Annotated in this window: 14 protein-coding genes; 10 read left to right on the forward strand and 4 right to left on the reverse strand. The window is 33.3% G+C overall.

All coding sequences use genetic code 11. The features are described from left to right. Positions 1–29 precede the first annotated feature (29 nt). A complete protein-coding gene (locus EDD62_RS02825; protein WP_123807451.1) occupies positions 30–638 on the forward strand; it encodes an SCO family protein in 609 nt (202 codons plus the stop codon). A 78-nt stretch (positions 639–716) separates the two neighbouring features. Here the strand turns inward: EDD62_RS02825 and mscL are convergent, their stop codons facing one another. After that, positions 717–1073, reverse strand: coding sequence for a large conductance mechanosensitive channel protein MscL (gene mscL, locus EDD62_RS02830; protein WP_123807452.1), 357 nt, complete (start codon positions 1071–1073; stop codon positions 717–719). Between the two features lie 451 nt (positions 1074–1524). On the opposite strand from mscL, the gene acnA reads away from it, so the two are divergent. Then, positions 1525–4242 (forward strand): aconitate hydratase AcnA, encoded by a 2718-nt coding sequence (gene acnA, locus EDD62_RS02835; RefSeq protein ID WP_123807453.1) that lies wholly within the window; start codon positions 1525–1527, stop codon positions 4240–4242. Between the two features lie 68 nt (positions 4243–4310). Beyond that, the gene (locus EDD62_RS02840; protein WP_077140312.1) at positions 4311–4733 is read left to right on the forward strand and encodes an acyl-CoA thioesterase; all 423 of its coding nucleotides are present in this window, start codon (positions 4311–4313) and stop codon (positions 4731–4733) included. Positions 4734–4769: 36 nt separating this feature from the next. Here EDD62_RS02840 and plsY read toward each other — a convergent pair whose 3' ends face one another. Then, positions 4770–5348: a glycerol-3-phosphate 1-O-acyltransferase PlsY gene (gene plsY, locus EDD62_RS02845; RefSeq protein WP_123807454.1), complete on the reverse strand. Its 579-nt coding sequence runs from the start codon at positions 5346–5348 to the stop codon at positions 4770–4772. Between the two features lie 241 nt (positions 5349–5589). Here plsY and parE point away from each other — a divergent pair, with 241 nt between their 5' ends. The 7 genes from parE (at position 5590) to EDD62_RS02880 (ending at position 16245) form a co-directional block, all read left to right on the forward strand. Continuing rightward, complete coding sequence (gene parE / locus EDD62_RS02850) at positions 5590–7587, forward strand: DNA topoisomerase IV subunit B (protein WP_123807455.1); 1998 nt, start codon at positions 5590–5592, stop codon at positions 7585–7587. Further along, positions 7580–10048, forward strand: coding sequence for a DNA topoisomerase IV subunit A (parC, locus tag EDD62_RS02855; RefSeq protein ID WP_123807456.1), 2469 nt, complete (start codon positions 7580–7582; stop codon positions 10046–10048). Before parE ends, parC begins: the two co-directional genes overlap by 8 nt. A 2-nt stretch (positions 10049–10050) precedes the next feature. After that, the gene (locus EDD62_RS02860; protein ID WP_123807457.1) at positions 10051–11562 is read left to right on the forward strand and encodes an alanine/glycine:cation symporter family protein; all 1512 of its coding nucleotides are present in this window, start codon (positions 10051–10053) and stop codon (positions 11560–11562) included. Then, entirely contained in the window at positions 11552–12406 is an 855-nt protein-coding gene (glcT, locus tag EDD62_RS02865; RefSeq protein ID WP_123807458.1) for a glucose PTS transporter transcription antiterminator GlcT, read from the forward strand. The genes EDD62_RS02860 and glcT overlap by 11 nt, the downstream gene beginning before the upstream one ends. Positions 12407–12511: 105 nt before the next feature. Continuing rightward, positions 12512–14578 carry a glucose-specific PTS transporter subunit IIBC gene (gene ptsG / locus EDD62_RS02870; protein WP_170152756.1) on the forward strand — a complete coding sequence of 689 codons (2067 nt, stop codon included), beginning with the start codon at positions 12512–12514 and terminating at the stop codon, positions 14576–14578. A 129-nt stretch (positions 14579–14707) separates the two neighbouring features. Next, positions 14708–15700: an LCP family protein gene (locus EDD62_RS02875; RefSeq protein WP_249037322.1), complete on the forward strand. Its 993-nt coding sequence runs from the start codon at positions 14708–14710 to the stop codon at positions 15698–15700. A gap of 5 nt (positions 15701–15705) precedes the next feature. Further along, positions 15706–16245 (forward strand): GNAT family N-acetyltransferase, encoded by a 540-nt coding sequence (locus EDD62_RS02880; RefSeq protein WP_123807461.1) that lies wholly within the window; start codon positions 15706–15708, stop codon positions 16243–16245. Positions 16246–16358: 113 nt separating this feature from the next. On the opposite strand, the gene EDD62_RS02885 is transcribed toward EDD62_RS02880, so the two are convergent. After that, on the reverse strand, positions 16359–17789 hold the full coding sequence (locus tag EDD62_RS02885; protein ID WP_123807462.1) for a MutS-related protein: 1431 nt from the start codon (positions 17787–17789) through the stop codon (positions 16359–16361). Positions 17790–18051: 262 nt separating this feature from the next. After that, positions 18052–18957: an aminoglycoside O-phosphotransferase APH(2'')-Ie gene (locus EDD62_RS02890; RefSeq protein WP_032491359.1), complete on the reverse strand. Its 906-nt coding sequence runs from the start codon at positions 18955–18957 to the stop codon at positions 18052–18054. Positions 18958–19004 lie beyond the last annotated feature (47 nt).

Here is a 19004-nt window from a genome sequence, read left to right on the forward strand (position 1 = left end):
ATATTTTATATTAGTGGGGGGCCATCTTGATGAAAAAAATAATATTCATAACGATCACTGCTATCCTTCTGTTAACAGCTTGTAATCAATCAAGAATTGAGATTGCACCGGGGTATGGCAATGTTGTAGAAGATTTCGAAGTGACTAATCAAAATAATAAGAAATTTAGTGAAGAAGATTTAAAAGGTACAGTAACACTTGTCGATTTTATTTTCACTAATTGTGAGACGGTGTGTCCTCCGATGACGCATAATATGGCGAGTGTATCAGATCAATTGGAAGAAGAAGGCATTACAGATTATCAAATTGTTAGTTTCTCAGTAGATCCTGAAAATGATAAACCTAAAAATTTAAAAGAATACATTAAAAAATATAATGTTCCAGATGATAAATGGTCACTTGTGACAGGCTATGATTATGATTTTATAAGAAGTTTTGCAGAACATAACTTCAAAACAATTGTCGCTCCACCACCTGAGAGCAGTGATCAAGTGACACATGGGACTTCATTCTATTTATTAGATCAAGAAGGGAAAGTCATTAAAACATATAGTGGTATTGATTCTGGTGATAAGAAGTTTCCACAAGAGGAAATCGTTTTAGATGTGAAGACTGTAATTAATGAAGGACCGATGTAATATAAAAGACATGCATTATACTTTGATCAAAGTATAATGCATGTCTTTTTCAATTAAACTATTTTCATATGTTCAATATTACTTATGCTTTAATAAATCACGGATTTCAGACAATAAAACAGTTTGCTCGTCTTCTTCATCTTCTGCAACAAACTTATTACGTGTCACTGTATTAACAATTTTGACAAACATGAATATAGCAAAACCGATAATTACAAAGTCAATAATTGATTGGATGAACATGCCGTATTGTATCCCTTTATATGTCCAATCTGATGTAAAATCTGTTGAACCAAAGATTAAACCAATTAATGGCATAATGATATTTTCAACAAGTGACGACACAATCTTACCGAATGCAGCACCCATAACAACAGCAACTGCAAGGTCTAATACATTCCCACGAAGTAAAAACTCTTTAAATTCTTTAATCATATTCTCACCACCTATATTATAATCTTCTTTAATATATATTATTTTGAAATGAAAGTAAATATACACGTAAATTTACAGAATTATGTATATTTTTATATAATAGATGATTAATCATACATACAAGCCCTTAAACATTTATATAAATTATATAAGTATTGAAATTTTATTTGCTTTAATTTATATAACAATTATTAATTTTAATCTATGTCATTAAACATGATTAGAATGATGTATATTGGTAAAGTAGAGATACTTACGTTAGTGTTCTTAATTTCTAGAACGAAACAACAATACTTTAATTATGTTGATGAAGATGTATAAACTGGATAATTGATTCATTGGTGTTATAGAAGAAATTAAAGCGTTATCAAAAAGTTAAGGTCAACTAGTTTACTTATTTAGGTAAGTTCTATAAAATATAAAGAGAAGATTATATTAGGGGGAATATCTAATGACAACCAATTTGCAAGAAAATGCTGTAAAGAAGTTTGAATTAAACTCACAGACGTATACATACTATAGTCTGAAGTCACTAGAAGACGCTGGACTTACTGAAATTAACAAGTTACCGTATTCGATTCGTGTGTTATTAGAGTCTGTTTTACGTCAGTTTGATGGTAAAGTGATCACTGAAGAACACATTAAAACATTATGTGAATGGGCGAACACTCAAGGTAAAGAAGGAGGAGAGGTGCCTTTCAAACCATCACGTGTTATTTTACAAGATTTCACTGGTGTTCCAGCCGTTGTTGATTTAGCGTCACTTCGTAAAGCGATGGATGATGTTGATGGTGATATCTCGAAGATTAATCCAGAAGTACCGGTAGACTTGGTCATTGACCATTCAGTGCAAGTTGATGACTACGGAAATCCTGACTCATTAGAGCGTAATATGAAATTAGAATTTATGCGTAATGAAGAGCGTTATAAATTCTTAAACTGGGCAACAAAAGCGTTTGATAATTATCGTGCTGTACCACCAGCTACTGGGATCGTCCATCAAGTAAACTTAGAATATTTAGCAAATGTTGTTCATGTTCGTGATATGAATGATGAAGTAAACGTTACATTCCCTGACACATTAGTCGGTACTGATTCTCATACAACAATGATTAACGGTATTGGTGTACTTGGTTGGGGTGTTGGTGGAATTGAAGCCGAAGCAGGTATGTTAGGTCAACCTTCTTATATCCCAATGCCTGAAGTTATCGGTGTTAAATTAACGAACGCATTACCTGAAGGTGCAACTGCTACAGATTTAGCATTACGTGTGACTGAATTGTTACGTAAAGAAGGCGTTGTTGGTAAATTTGTAGAATACTTTGGAGAAGGTGTAACGAATTTACCACTTGCTGATCGTGCGACAATTGCTAATATGGCGCCCGAATACGGAGCAACATGTGGATTCTTCCCTGTCGATGAAGAATCATTATCATATATGGAACTTACAGGTCGTGACGTTGAGCAAGTCGAAATTGTTAAAACTTACTTAACTGAGAATAATATGTTCTTCGATCCTGAATTGGAAGAACCTAAATATACTAAAGTTGTAGAGTTAGATTTATCGACAGTAGAACCATCATTATCTGGTCCTAAACGTCCACAAGATTTAATCAACTTAAGTGATATGCAAAAAGAATTCCAAAAATCAGTCACAGCGAAGAGTGGAAATGCTGGACATGGTTTATCTAAAGATGAATTTGATAAAAAAGCGATTATTAAATTCAAAGATCAAGATGATGTTGAAATGACAACGGGTGACATTGCAATTGCTGCCATTACATCTTGTACAAACACATCAAACCCATATGTGATGTTAGGTGCCGGTTTAGTTGCTAAAAAAGCAATTGAAAAAGGACTAACAGTGCCTGAATATGTTAAAACATCTTTAGCACCAGGTTCAAAAGTCGTGACTGGATATTTAAATGATTCAGGATTACAACAATATTTAGACGAATTAGGATTTAACTTGGTTGGATACGGTTGTACGACATGTATCGGTAACTCTGGACCATTAAAAGAAGAAATCGAAATGGCGATTGGAGAAGCTGATTTACTTGTTTCTTCTGTATTAAGTGGTAATCGTAACTTTGAAGGACGTATTCATCCATTAGTGAAGGCAAACTATCTTGCGTCTCCTCCGCTTGTTGTCGCTTATGCCTTGGCAGGAACAGTAGATATTGATTTACAAAATGATCCAATTGGCCAAGATGCAAGTGGACAAGATGTATATCTTAAAGATATTTGGCCATCAACTGAAGAAGTTAATAAAGCTGTCAAAGAAACAGTTACACCAGAATTATTCCGTGAAGAATATGAACGTGTGTTTGATTCAAATGAAGTATGGAATGAAATTGAGACGACAGATCAACCATTATATGATTTCGATGAGAATTCAACGTATATTCAGAATCCGTCATTCTTCCAAAACCTTGAAACAACACCAGAAGACATTCAACCATTGAGTGGACTTCGCGTATTAGGTAAGTTTGGAGACTCTGTAACAACTGACCATATTTCTCCAGCGGGTGCGATTGGTAAGGATACACCAGCAGGAAAATATCTAATCGAAAAAGGAGTTTCTCCTCGGGACTTTAACTCATATGGATCACGTCGTGGTAACCACGAGGTAATGATGCGTGGTACATTTGCGAATATTAGAATCCGCAATGAAATTGCACCAGGTACTGAAGGCGGATTCACAACATATTGGCCAAATGGAGAAGTAATGCCGATCTATGATGCAGCGATGAAATATAAAGAAGACAATACTGGATTAGTTGTTATTGCAGGTCAAGATTACGGTATGGGATCAAGTCGTGACTGGGCTGCAAAAGGAACGAATTTATTAGGTGTGAAAACTGTAATTGCAGAGAGTTATGAACGTATTCATCGTTCAAACTTAGTGATGATGGGTGTATTACCTTTACAATTTAAAGAAGGGGATACAATCGAATCATTAGGATTAACAGGAGAAGAAACATTCGACGTTGATGTACAAGAAGGTGTTAAGCCTGGAGATTACGTTCAAGTGAAGGCGACTCATACTGATGGTTCTGTGAAAGAATTCGAAGTATTAGCGCGCTTTGATTCAGATGTCGAAGTAGACTACTACAGACACGGTGGAATTCTTCAAATGGTTTTACGCCAAAAATTAGCAAACTCATAATCATTAAATTGATGAAAAAGAGTGAGCATTTATGCTCACTCTTTTATATTTAGTATGGAGGTATTTAAATGCATTATACTGAGACAGAAATAAATGTAAGGTATGCTGAAACGGATAAGATGGATGTAGTGTATCATTCGAACTATTTAATTTGGTTTGAAGTTGCACGAACTGAATTTATAGAACAAGTTGGGTTTTCATATGCTGATATGGAAAAAGCGGGTGTGATCAGTCCTGTAGTCGACGTAAAATTATCATATAAAAGAAGTATTACTTATCCTGAAAAAATAATTGTTAAAACATGGATTAAACAATATTCACCAATTAGAACGGTCTATGAATATGAAGTCATAAAAGAAAATGGACAATTGGCTGCAACAGGTGAAACAACACATGTCATATTAAATCGTGAATCGATGAGACCCATTCGATTGGATCGACATTTTAAAGAATGGCATGAAAAATATATGGAACTTTATGAATCAAACTAAAAAAGATACCACAGATTGTCTGTGGTATCTTTAACTTTAAATTTTAGCTTTCGATTCAGTACCGTTGATCAAACGTTTGATATTACTTCGGTGTCGAATAATAATAATCACCATGATGATAAAGGATAAGGTGATAAAGATTAAATCTTGAGTGAAAATTGAACAGATGAATAATACAATTGCTGAAAGTATACTAGACAGCGAAACATATTTTGAAATTTTTAATGTGAATAAAAAAAATAAAGCAAGTCCAATGAAAATAGCTGGGTGAAATGCTAATATTGCACCCGCACTGGTTGCAACCGCTTTTCCACCTTTAAATTTCAAGTATATAGGGTAGACATGACCGATCGCTGCTACGATTCCAAATATAAGACCACTTAATTCGATGTTAAATATGAGTGGAAATAAGACAGGAATAAAACCTTTCAACATATCCAATAATAATACAATAACACCTGGCTTCTTCCCTAAAACTCTAAATGTATTTGTTGTACCAATATTTCCACTACCGTAATTTCTTAAATCTTTTTTATAAAATAATTTGCCTATAATTAAACTATTGGGAACTGCACCTAATAAATAGGAGATGATCAATAATATCGCGATATACATTCTATTTCGCCTCAATTCAGTTGAATTAAATATATAAATTAGTACCTACTACTAATATAACATATTATTTTATAAGAACGTAATGTTATTTATAAATTCCATAATATTATTATGTAAACCTAATGGTTTTGTATTATTTATATTTTAAAGTATAATGAAGTGAATGTGTAATTAGCATTGATTATGATCAGTATACTAGATAAAATAGAAATATTAGAACGTATGTTTGGAGGTATGTTCAATGGTAAAACATAGTGAATACAATGAATCTTCAATTCAAGTTTTAGAAGGACTTGAAGCAGTTCGTAAAAGGCCGGGGATGTACATTGGTTCGACGGATCATAGAGGATTACATCACTTAGTATATGAAATTGTAGATAATTCAATTGATGAAGCACTTAATGGTTACGGAAATTTTATTGAAGTGATTATACATAAGGACCAAAGTATTACTGTAAAAGATGAAGGTCGTGGATTACCGACTGGGATGCATTCGACTGGTCGTCCAACGCCTGAAGTTATATTTACTGTCCTTCACGCAGGTGGTAAGTTTGGGCAAGGTGGATACAAAACAACCGGTGGTTTACATGGTGTTGGTTCATCTGTTGTTAATGCTCTGAGTGAGTTTTTGGAACTGACGATATATAAAGATGGTAAAATATATAGACAAACATTTGAGCAAGGTGGTAAAGTGTTATCCGATCTTGAAGTAATTGGAACAACTAAAAAGACTGGAACAATTGTACACTTTAAACCAGATTGTGAAATTTTTAGCCAAACTCAAAAATTTAACTACGATACGATTGCGGAACGATTGAGAGAAAGTGCTTTTTTATTAAAGGGTCTTAAAATTCGATTGATTGATGAACGACTAGATGAAAAAAGAGTGGATGAATTTTACTATGAAGATGGCATTAAAGAATTTATTCAATTTATTCATGAAGGTAAAGATGTATTAAGTGACATTGAATTGATTGAAGGAAATAAACAAGATATCGATATAGAAGTGTCGTTTCAATATAATGATCAATATAGTGAAACAATTTTAAGTTTCGTTAATAATGTGCGTACTAAAGATGGTGGAACACACGAAGTTGGTTTGAAAACAGGGATGACAAAAGCATTTAATGAGTTCGCAAGAAAGATTGGTGACTTGAAAGATAAAGATAAAAATTTAGAAGGTGCTGATATTCGTGAAGGGTTGACTGCTATTGTATCAATTAAAGTTCCTGAACATCTGCTTCAGTTCGAAGGGCAAACGAAATCTAAATTAGGGACACCGATTGCGAGAAGTGCAGTAGAACAACTTGTTAATGAACATTTAACATATTATTTAGAAGAAAATGGAGAAGTTTCAAAAGCGTTAGTAAAGAAAGCGATTAAAGCATCTCAAGCTAGAATTGCAGCACGTAAAGCCCGTGAAGAAAGTCGCAACGGAAAAAAGAAGAAACGAGATACATTATTATCTGGTAAATTAACGCCTGCTCAGAGTAAAAATGCTAAAAAAAACGAACTGTATTTAGTTGAGGGTGATTCAGCCGGTGGCTCTGCAAAACAAGGTAGAGATCGTAAATTCCAAGCGATATTGCCATTGCGTGGGAAAGTCATTAATACTGAGAAAGCGAAACTTGAAGATATTTTCAAAAACGAAGAAATTAATACAATTATCCATACAATTGGTGCCGGTGTAGGGCAAGATTTTAATTTAGAAGATGTTAATTATGACAAAATCATTATTATGACTGATGCTGATACAGATGGTGCTCATATTCAAGTTTTATTATTAACATTCTTTTTTAATTATATGCGTCCTTTATTCAAAGCTGGAAAGATCTATGTTGCACTTCCACCATTGTATAAATATACGAAAGGTACAGGAAAGAAAGCGCATATTGAATACGTATGGACTGATGATGAATTAGATGTATTAACAAAAAAGCTTGGGAAAGCTTCATTTATACAACGTTATAAAGGTTTAGGTGAAATGAATGCGGATGAACTATGGGAGACGACTATGAATCCTGAATCTAGAACGTTAATCAAAGTAAGTATGGATGACGAAGTAATTTCAAGTAAACGTGTAACCACATTGATGGGTGATCAAGTGAATCCTAGAAGAGAGTGGATTGAACAAAATGTTCAATTCGGATTACAAGAAGAAGATACAATCCTATCGAATGACAATGTAGATGTTTACCAAGAACAAAACGAAAAGTTAGAAGGTGATCTTGATGAGTAACAATGTAGAACATATATCGTTAGAAGATGTGTTAGGTGATCGATTTGGACGTTATAGTAAATACATTATTCAAGATAGAGCACTCCCTGACGTAAGAGATGGTTTAAAACCAGTACAACGTCGAATCCTTTATGCAATGCATCAAGAAGGAAATACAGCAGATAAGCCGTTTAGGAAAAGTGCTAAAGCAGTTGGTAATGTCATTGGTAATTATCACCCACACGGAGATATTAGTGTATACGATGCAATGGTACGTCTTGGTCAAGATTGGAAAGTACGTATACCACTTGTTGAAATGCATGGGAATAAAGGAAGTGTTGATGGTGATCCTCCGGCTGCTATGCGTTATACAGAAGCTAGATTGTCCAAAGTATCGAGTGAGTTATTACGCGATATAGAGAAAGAGACGGTTGAATTTGTAAATAACTTCGATGATACCATTATGGAGCCAACAGTACTTCCATCAAGATTCCCTAATATTGTAGTCAATGGTGCAACGGGAATCTCTGCGGGTTATGCGACGAATATTCCACCGCACAACTTAAATGAAGTTATTCAAGCCGTCATTCATATGATTGATAAACCGAATATTACAACAGATAAATTGATTCAATATATTAAGGGACCTGACTTTCCAACGGGAGGTATCGTACAAGGTCTTGATGGAATTCGATCTGCGTATGAAACAGGGAAAGGTAAAGTCGTTCTTCGGAGTAAAACAGAGGTTGAATCACTGAGAGGCAACAAGAGCCAAATTGTTATTCATGAAATACCTTATGAAGTAAATAAGTCTAATTTAGTGAAGAAAATTGATGAAATTAGAGTCGATAAAAAAGTGGATGGTATCGTAGAGGTTCGAGATGAAAGTGATCGACAAGGATTAAGAGTCGTCATCGAAATTAAAAAAGATAGCGATATTAATGGTATTCTTAATTACTTGTATAAGCATACAGATTTACAAGTGAATTATCACTATAATATGGTCGCAATTCATAATAGGCGACCAGAGTTAATGAGTATGAAAGATATCCTTAATGCGTATATCAGGCATCAAAAAGAAATTATATTCAAACGCTCTGTTTATGAATTATCACAAAAAGAAAAAAGAATGCATATCGTTGAAGGTTTAATGAAAGCTTTATCGATATTAGATGAAGTCATCGAACTCATTCGTTCATCTAAAGATAAAAAAGAGGCGAAACAAAAGCTACAAAAAAAATATGAATTTTCAGAAGCTCAAGCAGAAGCAATTGTAACGTTACAATTATATCGATTAACGAATACTGACATTACATTATTACAAGATGAACATAAATCATTAAACATGGAAATTGATCGACTAAATTCGATTATCAATCATGAGGAAATATTAAAATCAGTATTAAAAGATGAGCTTAAAGCAGTAAATAAATCAATTAAAATCGATCGCCAATCAATCATTGAAGAAGAAATTGAAGAGATTAAAATATCTAAAGAAATTACGATACCTAAAGAAGACACAATCGTCTCAATGACTCGTGATGGATTCATTAAAAGGACGACAAAACGAAGCTATAGCTCGACCGATGATGATGCAGTGGATTTAAAACCTGGTGACTATATTACACATACGATTGAGGCAAACACACAACAAAATATATTATTGTTTACGAATAAAGGTCACTATATATATATTCCAGTTCATGAATTACCAGACATTAAATGGAAAGATATCGGAACGCATATATCACAAATCGTTCAGCTAAAACAAAACGAATTCATAATTGAATTATTAATTGTAGATAATTTCAAAGATTCCCATTTAGAAATTGTATTAGCGACTCAGCATGGAATGATTAAACGTTCAACACTTGAATCGTTTAATACAACTCGTAAATCAAGAACGATTCAATGTATGAACTTAAAAACAGATGATACACTTCAATTTGTACAAAAAATCTCAACGCACAGTGACAACGATCAGCAATACATCTTATCTGTGAGTAAACATGGCTTTTCTTTACTTTATCGTATTGATGAATTATCTGTCATTGGACTTAAAGCGGCCGGCGTTAAAAATATGAATCTCCATGAAGATGAAATACGATCTGTTGAAGTTGTACAATTAAATGATGAAATACTTGTTGCGACTCATAGAGGCGCCGTTAAGAAGATGAAGGTAGAGCTTTTAGAAGTTCAAAAACGTGCGTTAAAGGGACAACGAATACTTAAACCTTTAAAACTTACACCGCATTATATCGTCAAGGTAAAACGAATCAATGACGATTTGAATCATAAAAAAGAAAATGATGCATTAAATGATGAATTTATTGCTCAATTAATTAATGAAGATGGAGAATTTTTTGAAATTTCATTGAATGAAATACGATATTATGATAAATATACTAATGGAACATTTATTGTTGATGAAAGTGATTTTGGTTCAATCGTTAACATTTTAATCCAAGAGGAGCGTGTATAACAATGAAATTTGAGCAATTATCTCAAACCGTAGAAGGGATGATTCCAGACTGGTTTAAACAATTTGTTGCTGTAGGGAATGATTTAATATGGTCTGAATTTTTAATAGGGCTATTGATTTTGGCTGGTCTGTATTTCACATTTTCATCTAATTTTGTTCAAATTAAATGGCTAAAACAAATGTTTGATGTGTTAGGTGACAAGGCTGAACTGTTGCCGAATGGCAAGAAAGGAATTTCTAGTTTCCAAGCCTTTGCGATCAGTGCTGCAGCAAGAGTTGGTACTGGGAATATTGCTGGTGTTGCAACGGCTATCGTATTAGGTGGACCTGGTGCTGTATTCTGGATGTGGGTTATTGCTTTCTTCGGTGCTGCAACAGCATTCTATGAAGCGACATTAGCTCAAGTCTATAAAGTGAAAGATGCTGATGGTGGATTTAGGGGTGGACCTGCATACTATATGCAACTCGGTTTAAATCAACGCTGGATGGGTGTTTTATTTGCAATTTTAATTAGTGTTACTTTTGCGTTTGTCTTTAATACAGTTCAATCGAATACGATTGCGGTAGCATTTGAAGAATCATTTGGTGTGAATCGCTTATTATCAGGTGTCATTATCGCAATCATCTCAGGAATTGTAATCTTTGGTGGTGTACGTTCAATTGCCAAGGTGACGCAAATGATCGTACCGATTATGGCAATCATATATATTATTGTTGTATTCATTATTTTAGTGATTAATTACGATCAAGTGATTCCAATGATTATGAAAATTTTTAACAATGCTTTCGGAATTAAAGAAGTCTTTGGTGGTGCTGTCGGTATGGCACTATTGAATGGAATTAAACGTGGACTATTCTCTAATGAAGCTGGGATGGGATCAGCACCGAATGCCGCTGCAACAGCGGCTGTAAGTCATCCAGTTAAACAAGGTCTAATACAATCACTTGGTGTTTATTTTGATACGATGCTGGTCTGTACTTCTACCGCAATTATGATTTTACTTTATACGGATTTAGAGTATGGTGAAGGGGCAATACAAGGTATTCAAGTAACTCAACAAGCGATGGATGCACAACTCGGTGGATTTGGACCATACTTTATTGCTGTTGCAATTACTTTATTTGCATTCTCTTCAATTTTAGGAAATTATTATTACGGTCAATCAAATATTGAGTTTATTACTGAGAATAAAATTGTTATGTTATTGTTTAGAGTACTTGTCGTATGTATGATTATTATTGGATCAGTGTTAGAAGTAGCAACTGTGTGGTCAACAGCTGACTTATTTATGGGACTCATGGCGATATTGAATATCGTTGCAATCATTGGATTAGCACATGTGGTTAATCAAGTGGCAAAAGACTACATTATTCAGCGTAAACAAGGGATTGATCCGATTTTCAAAACAGATAAAGTGAAAGCGGATTTAACAAATGTATCATCTTGGGGTGAACATCGTTATCAAGAAATAAAAAGTCATAAAGCAGAAATGAATGAAGATAATGGACACTAATGAACAATTTAGCGTGATAAAAGTGCTAAATAATAACGCGGTGATCGTTGATGATCAAGGAGATGAAGTCATTCTAATTCAAAAAGGGATCGGCTTCAACGTTAAAGTGAATGATATCATTTCACCGCCTGAAATTGATAAAATGTATCGGTTAAGTACTGTTAGAGATCGTCAACGGTATGAAAATTTAATGCAATTATCAAATGAATCGTTGAACCGCGTGATTATTGATGCGATAAATTATATTCAAACTCACCATAATCAACAAGTTGATGATCGCATTATATTAAGTTTAACGGATCATATTATATTTGCTTTAAAGCGGTTAGAAGATGGTTTAACGATTAGGAATCCATTTAGTAAAGAAATTGAATTGCTTTATCCAATGGAATTCAAAATTGCAAAGACTGTCATTGAAAAGTTGAATCAACAATTGAAAGTGAACTTTCCTGATGAAGAAGTTGGATTTATAACACTTCATATTCACTCTGCTATTAATCATTCGACGATTGGACAGATGCATCAAATTAACGAAGTCATACAGAAATCAATTCAAATTATTGAACATGATTTGCAGATTGAAATTGATAAAGATTCTTTAAGTTATGCACGGTTTGTAAGACATATTAGTTTTGTCGTTCAAAGAGTGCAAAATAACGAAGGTTATGAAAGAAGTAATCATTTAGAAAATGTATTGAAACAGCAATATCCTTTATGCTATAATATAGCTGTTAAGATAATGAAAGCGATACAAACGTTATTAAATAAAGAAGTTTATGCATCAGAGTTAGTCTATTTAACAATGCATATCCAACAATTTCATATGGACTCAACTTCCGTGTAACTAATTCGATTAGGCATAAGAATAGTGAGTGATTTTTAATCACCTTTTATTCTTATGCCTTTTTATTTTCATTATTCAAAATTATTTAATTTAGGAGGAATTATAATGTCAGCTTGGCAAAGTACGTTTGGTCTTTTGCAACGTATTGGTAAATCTTTAATGTTACCTGTTGCAATTTTACCTGCAGCAGGAATACTACTTGGTGTAGGAACTGCAATACAAACAGAGGCACTTACTGATATCCTACCATTTTTAACACATCCATGGATTGTCTTAATTGCGGATATGTTGGCAAGTGCCGGAGGAATTATTTTTGATAACTTAGCATTGCTTTTTGCGTTAGGGGTTGCGATTGGATTAAGTAAAGGTGATGGTGTAGCAGGAATCGCAGCATTTGTGGGCTATATGATTATGAATGTGACGATGGGAAAGGTATTAGGTATTACACCTGACCTTGTCAATGCAGATCATCCACAATATGCAACAGTACTTGGTGTACCGACACTTCAAACGGGTGTGTTCGGTGGTATTATTATTGGTATATTAGCAGCATGGAGTTATAGCAAATTTTATAATATTAATTTACCTCAGTTTTTAGGTTTCTTTGCAGGTAAACGATTTGTACCGATTGTGATGAGTGCAGTCGCATTTATATTAGGTATTTTGCTAGCGTTTATTTGGCCACCAATTCAAAGTGCGATGAATGCTGTATCAATTTGGTTAATGGAAGAGAATACGATGATTGCTGTATTTATGTTCGGTATGATTAAGCGATTACTCATACCATTTGGCCTACATCATATTTTCCATGCGCCATTTTGGTTTGAGTTTGGAACGTATACAAATGCAGCAGGTTCAATTGTTCGTGGTGATTTAAATATTTTCTTTGCACAATTAAAAGATAACGCAGATCTAACTGCAGGATACTTTATGCAAGGTGAATTCCCTGTTATGATGTTCGGTTTACCAGCGGCAGCATTAGCAATCTATCAAACAGCTAAACCTGAAAATAAAGCAAGAGTTGCTGGACTGATGGGATCAGCAGCATTGACTTCATTTTTAACAGGTATTACTGAACCAATGGAATTTGCTTTCTTATTTGCAGCACCAATTTTATTCTTCATTCATGCAGTTCTTGATGGATTAGCATTTTTAATTTTATATTTATTAGATTTACATTTAGGATACACATTCTCAGGTGGATTCATTGATTTCTTCCTATTCGGTATTATTCAAAATAGAACTGCTTGGTGGTGGGTGATCGTTGTCGGTATAATATATGCAATTATTTATTACGCTATCTTTAGATTCTTGATTACGAAAATGAACTTACCAACACCAGGTCGAGAAAGAGAAGATCAACATGCTTCATCTACCACTGCAGAAAAACTACCATTTGAAGTGTTAAGTGCATTCGGTGGTAAAGAGAACATTAAACATTTAGATGCATGTATTACAAGGTTACGTATTGAAGTAAAAGATAAATCATCAGTAGATACTACTCAATTAAAGCAACTTGGTGCTAGTGGCGTATTAGAAGTCGGTCAAAACATGCAAGCAATTTTCGGAACAAAAAGTGACCAACTAAAAAATGATATTGAGCGAATTATTTCTGGTGAATTAACAACTCCAGAAGAAGTTGATGTGGATGAATACAAAGATGAAAATCATGATACTTTAAATTCTCACAAAACTTCTCATGATACAAAATCATTGATTATTAAGTCACCTGTAGAAGGGTTAATGAAACCTTTAGCAGAAGTGCCTGATCAAGTCTTTAGTGAGAAAATGATGGGTGATGGTTTTGCGATTATCCCTGAATCTGAAAAGGTTATTGCACCATTTGATGGTACTGTTGCTACAGATTTTCCAACGCGTCATGCATTAGGTATTCAAAGTGATGAGCATAACATCGAAATGTTGATTCATGTTGGGATTGATACGGTGAAGATGAATGGTGAAGGTTTTGAAGTGAATGTTAAGACTGGTGACTCATTCAAAGCGGGCGATGTATTAATGACATTTGATATTGATCAAATTAATACTCAAGCAAAAGATATTATCACACCTGTCATATTTACAAATTTAGGACACAATAAGTTATCATTAAATTATTTAAATGAATCAGTGAAAACTTCTGATGATATTGCTGAAATTCATATTGAAGACTAGTTTTTAAATAAAAAATTTACACCTAATAAGTCATATAATATTGACTTATTAGGTGTTTTATTATGTTTAAATGATTAATCATAATGTTTGTGATAATATAAATGCAATACATTTTAAAGGATGATCTTTGTGACAGAATATAGACGATCAAATAAACAATATAAAACGAAGACAATCAAAAAAACTCGGGTAAAAAAAACACCCTTTATCATAATAGGTCTGTTGTTCTTATTGATTGCATTTATTATTTATAATGTCTCTTCTTATCGTGCAGGATTAGATGAAACTGATGATAAGCAAAGTGCTGTAAAACATAATATTCAGATGGATCAAAATAGTGATGGTAAAATGACAGTACTATTGATTGGTCATGACCGTGTGGTTGACAATGTAGCACGTGCAGATACGATTATGATTGGTCAATATGATTTTATTAATAAAAAAGCAAAAATCATGCCAATTATGCGTGATAGTGTGTTTGATATCCCAGGATATAGAGATTATAAAATTAATTCAGCATATAGCCTCGGTGGACCAGAACTGTTATCGGAAACGATTGAACATAATTTAAATATTCATATCGATCATTATGCTATTGTGAATTATAATGCATTTGAACATGTTGTGGATACAGTAGCGCCAAATGGAGTTCATATCAATGTCGAAAAGACAATGTCTAAAGGTATTGATATGACCCTTGAACAAGGAGATCAGCGTTTGAATGGGACTGAATTATTAAGGTATGCAAGGTTTAGACAAGATAGTGAAGGAGACTTTGGTCGTGTTAGACGTCAACAACAAGTACTATCTGCATTGAAAGATGAAGCGTTATCTTTCAATACAATTTTTAAGCTCCCTAAAACATTAGGTATTGCACGGGGTTATATAGACACAGATATGTCGAATTATGAAATGTCAAAAGCATTACTAAGTTTCATCGTAAGATCAGATAAAGATATTGATACTATGCAAATTCCGGTTGAGAATTCATATCAAATGATCGATCATCCAGAACTCGGTGCAGTGTTAGATATTGATGTAGAGATGAACAAACGAGCTGTAGATGAATTTTTAAATCGTGAGGATAACGGTGAAATAACAAGAAATAATAAAAAAAGGTGATTATTATGGATAAATTAACATTGATTCAACTTAAAGATAATGAATATTTCGATCAAATTAATTCTTATATTGATGCATTTAATCTATCTAAGGATCATATACACGGATCTGCTTCATTAAATAAATATGATGATTTAAATGGATGGTTACATGATATACAGCAAAATGGACATGAGGATAGTGTCCAAGATGGGTATGTACCAGCGTACCAGTTTCTTTTAATAAGAGAAGATGATAATAAACTAGTAGGAATGGCGAACTGCCGAGTGAGGTTAAATGAGCATTTAGAATATGTCGGAGGTCATATTGGTTATTCAATTCACCCTGATGAACGACAAAAAGGCTATGCGACACGTTTAATTCCTTTATGTTTTCCAATGTATAAAGCGTTATCCATTGATCATGTATTGATTACTTGTGATGAAGATAATATCGGAAGTAAGAAAGCTATCTTAAATAATGGTGGGAAGTATTTATCTACATATTATTATGATGAAGAGGGGCTAAATGTAGAGAGATACTTAGTACCGGTGATTGTTAATTGAATATGATCTGTAGTTGTCAGATTCCTCTTTTGTTCAACAAACTGGCAACTTAGACACATTCTAAGTTGCCAGTTTTTTTACTCTTCTTTATAATTGATATCAAATCATAAATTTTACAATGATTGTTTCGTTTTCGAGGTATTTAATGATTTAATATTTAATAAATTATTTGTTGCTTGTTCATAAATAGATTGTGGGAAATCATGTATTCTCATTAATTCTATTGCATTAGATGTATTTGTAACACCCTGTCTAATTTTATAATCAAATTTTACTTCGTTTTTTTCTATTAAGTGTTCTTTAAAATAATAGAACTGAAACTTGTCATTCAATAGTTCAGTCAGTTCAATGTCATGCGTTGCAGCACACAATGTGACGTGTGGTTGCTCATGGAAATATGAAAGTATCGCTTGTGCTGAAGAGATTCTTTCTATTGTATTAGTACCTCTTAATATTTCATCGATAAATATATATGCTTTCTTTACAGATGAAATATCATCAATTATTTCTCTAATAGATTTCACTTCACTAATGAAATAACTATCACCGTCCTCGATACTATCGGCTAAGTTCATTGATGTGAATACCGCACCCTTTGGATAGCTCATAGATTCACTTAATGAAGTGTGTAATCCTTCTGATAGTATAATATTCGTTGCGATCATTTTCATAAACGTTGACTTACCAGAAGCGTTAGAACCTGTTAGTAATACACTATTATCAAAAGTAAAGTTGTTTGGCACTGGATTTTGAAGTAAAGGATGTATTCCATTTTTGATGATTAAATGCTCACTGTCATGTGTTGGGATAGAGTAGGTATTCAATTGTTTTCTCCATAAAGCTACGGAGTAATTTAAATCATGTGTCGCGACATTCAACCAATGGTATTCATATTCATCTTTTGATTGTGAAAGCTGTGATGTTAAGTAATGGTATAAATGATAGTCTATGATGAATGCTTGTTTAATTGCATTCATCATCACAATACCGATGTTTCCTTCATTGTAATTATCATCGACCATAAAATAACTTAGCAATTTTATTCCTTTAATATTGTTTAGTTGCTTGTGATGATTCTTTGTTAATCGATCGATTTCAGTGGATGAATCGATCACTTTGATTGCATAAAATAAATCATTAAAGTGTTGTTTATGTGATGATAGAAAGAGTGTAGACTTTGATATATTTAACGTTAATGATGCGAGAATTCCGAATATCCCAATGTATGGATTAATAAAGAAGGCTCCAATGCTAATCAAAGGAATTAACGATAGTAATATGTATAATTTGTTGTATGGTGCATATTGAACCATTTTATCTTTTTGAAATATATATTTACTTGAGTCATTATTATCGCTTCGACCAAGTGTAGCAAGGATTGACGATAAACGATTTCGAAAAGATTGATCTTGTTCAATCTTTCCAATTAATTGTTCTTGTATCGTATGTTCATGTTGTACGTTTCGTAGTGCTGCGTATAAATATTGATCCCCGACAGAACTAAATGTATAGTTTATTCTTCTAAATATTGTGTCTAAGCTCAAATCTTTCCATGTAATTTGATCGACATAGAATTCGACATGCTCTTTTTTATAAAGAAAGTATTGATTGTATTTTACAGCGAAGACAAATAAATATCATTTTTATAACTTCTTAGATGAAGCTCGGTATAATTCTCTGTTTTCTCATAATCGATTCCTGTGTAGATTTATTTGCCTCGGCATTAGAAATAAAATAAAAAAGATTCCGGATTCTAAAAAAGGATTGCTATTGATGAGTACATTAGCAGTCCTTTATATTAAATATCTATTTAATTTTAATGCTTCTGATTTCATTTAATCCCTCTTCATACCAATCCATATAACCATATTCCTTTCCATAGATAATCTTTTCGAACGACCAGTATTTTTCTTTCATCATATATTTTTCCAAAACTGTCGGTATATCCTTATGTTTGTAATGGTTCAATATTTTTGATACGAATTCCATGCCGTACTCTTCATCATCTTCCATCAAACTTATAAAATCATTGTCGGGATCAGAAATAGCTGCATCTCCAAAATCGATTATTCCACAAATGGTATTTTTTTCGGTATCAAATAAAATATGATCGCTGCTGAAATCGTTATGAATAAGACAAGGATAGTATTTGAAGTAGATTTCGTTGTCTAGAATATCCCTGTAAAAATCATCCACTTTCTTCATCTGGTGACCCTTTAATTCCCTGGATAGTAACTTTTTGATTTTTTTATTATCTTCATTTATCTTCTCTCGAAAATCTAATACCAGATTACTTTTGAATCCAGAGATATTTATGCTGTGAAGTTCACTTAAAAATCGGGCCAGGTCCTTAGCTGCCTGATCTTGAGATTGCTTCGGCAGATTTTTGAGTAGAAGAGGTGTCAAAGGTACTCCTTTAATTTTTGTAAAACCTGCGAAAGACATTTGGCACATTTCTGATGGCATTCCTGTAAAAACCACCTCGGGAATGGGTAGTGATAATTCATTGTGGATTGTTTTGAGTACGGTTACTTCATTCAAGAGATTAATCGAAGCTCTTGAATGCTTTGGAAATTTAAAAATAAAATTCCCGTTTATTTCATATGCAATACAGTCATTGCCTTCTCCTGAAATCTCTATTGTATTGATAGTAAAATCAGGATATAACTGCTCTATTGCCTCTTCTACCTGGTCGAAAGTATAAGTTGTCATGTCTTCTCTACTCCCTTTAATCAAAAATCTGATTGACTGTAAATAAG

The sequence above is a fragment of the Abyssicoccus albus genome (genome assembly GCF_003815035.1).
GTDB classification, from domain to species: domain Bacteria; phylum Bacillota; class Bacilli; order Staphylococcales; family Abyssicoccaceae; genus Abyssicoccus; species Abyssicoccus albus.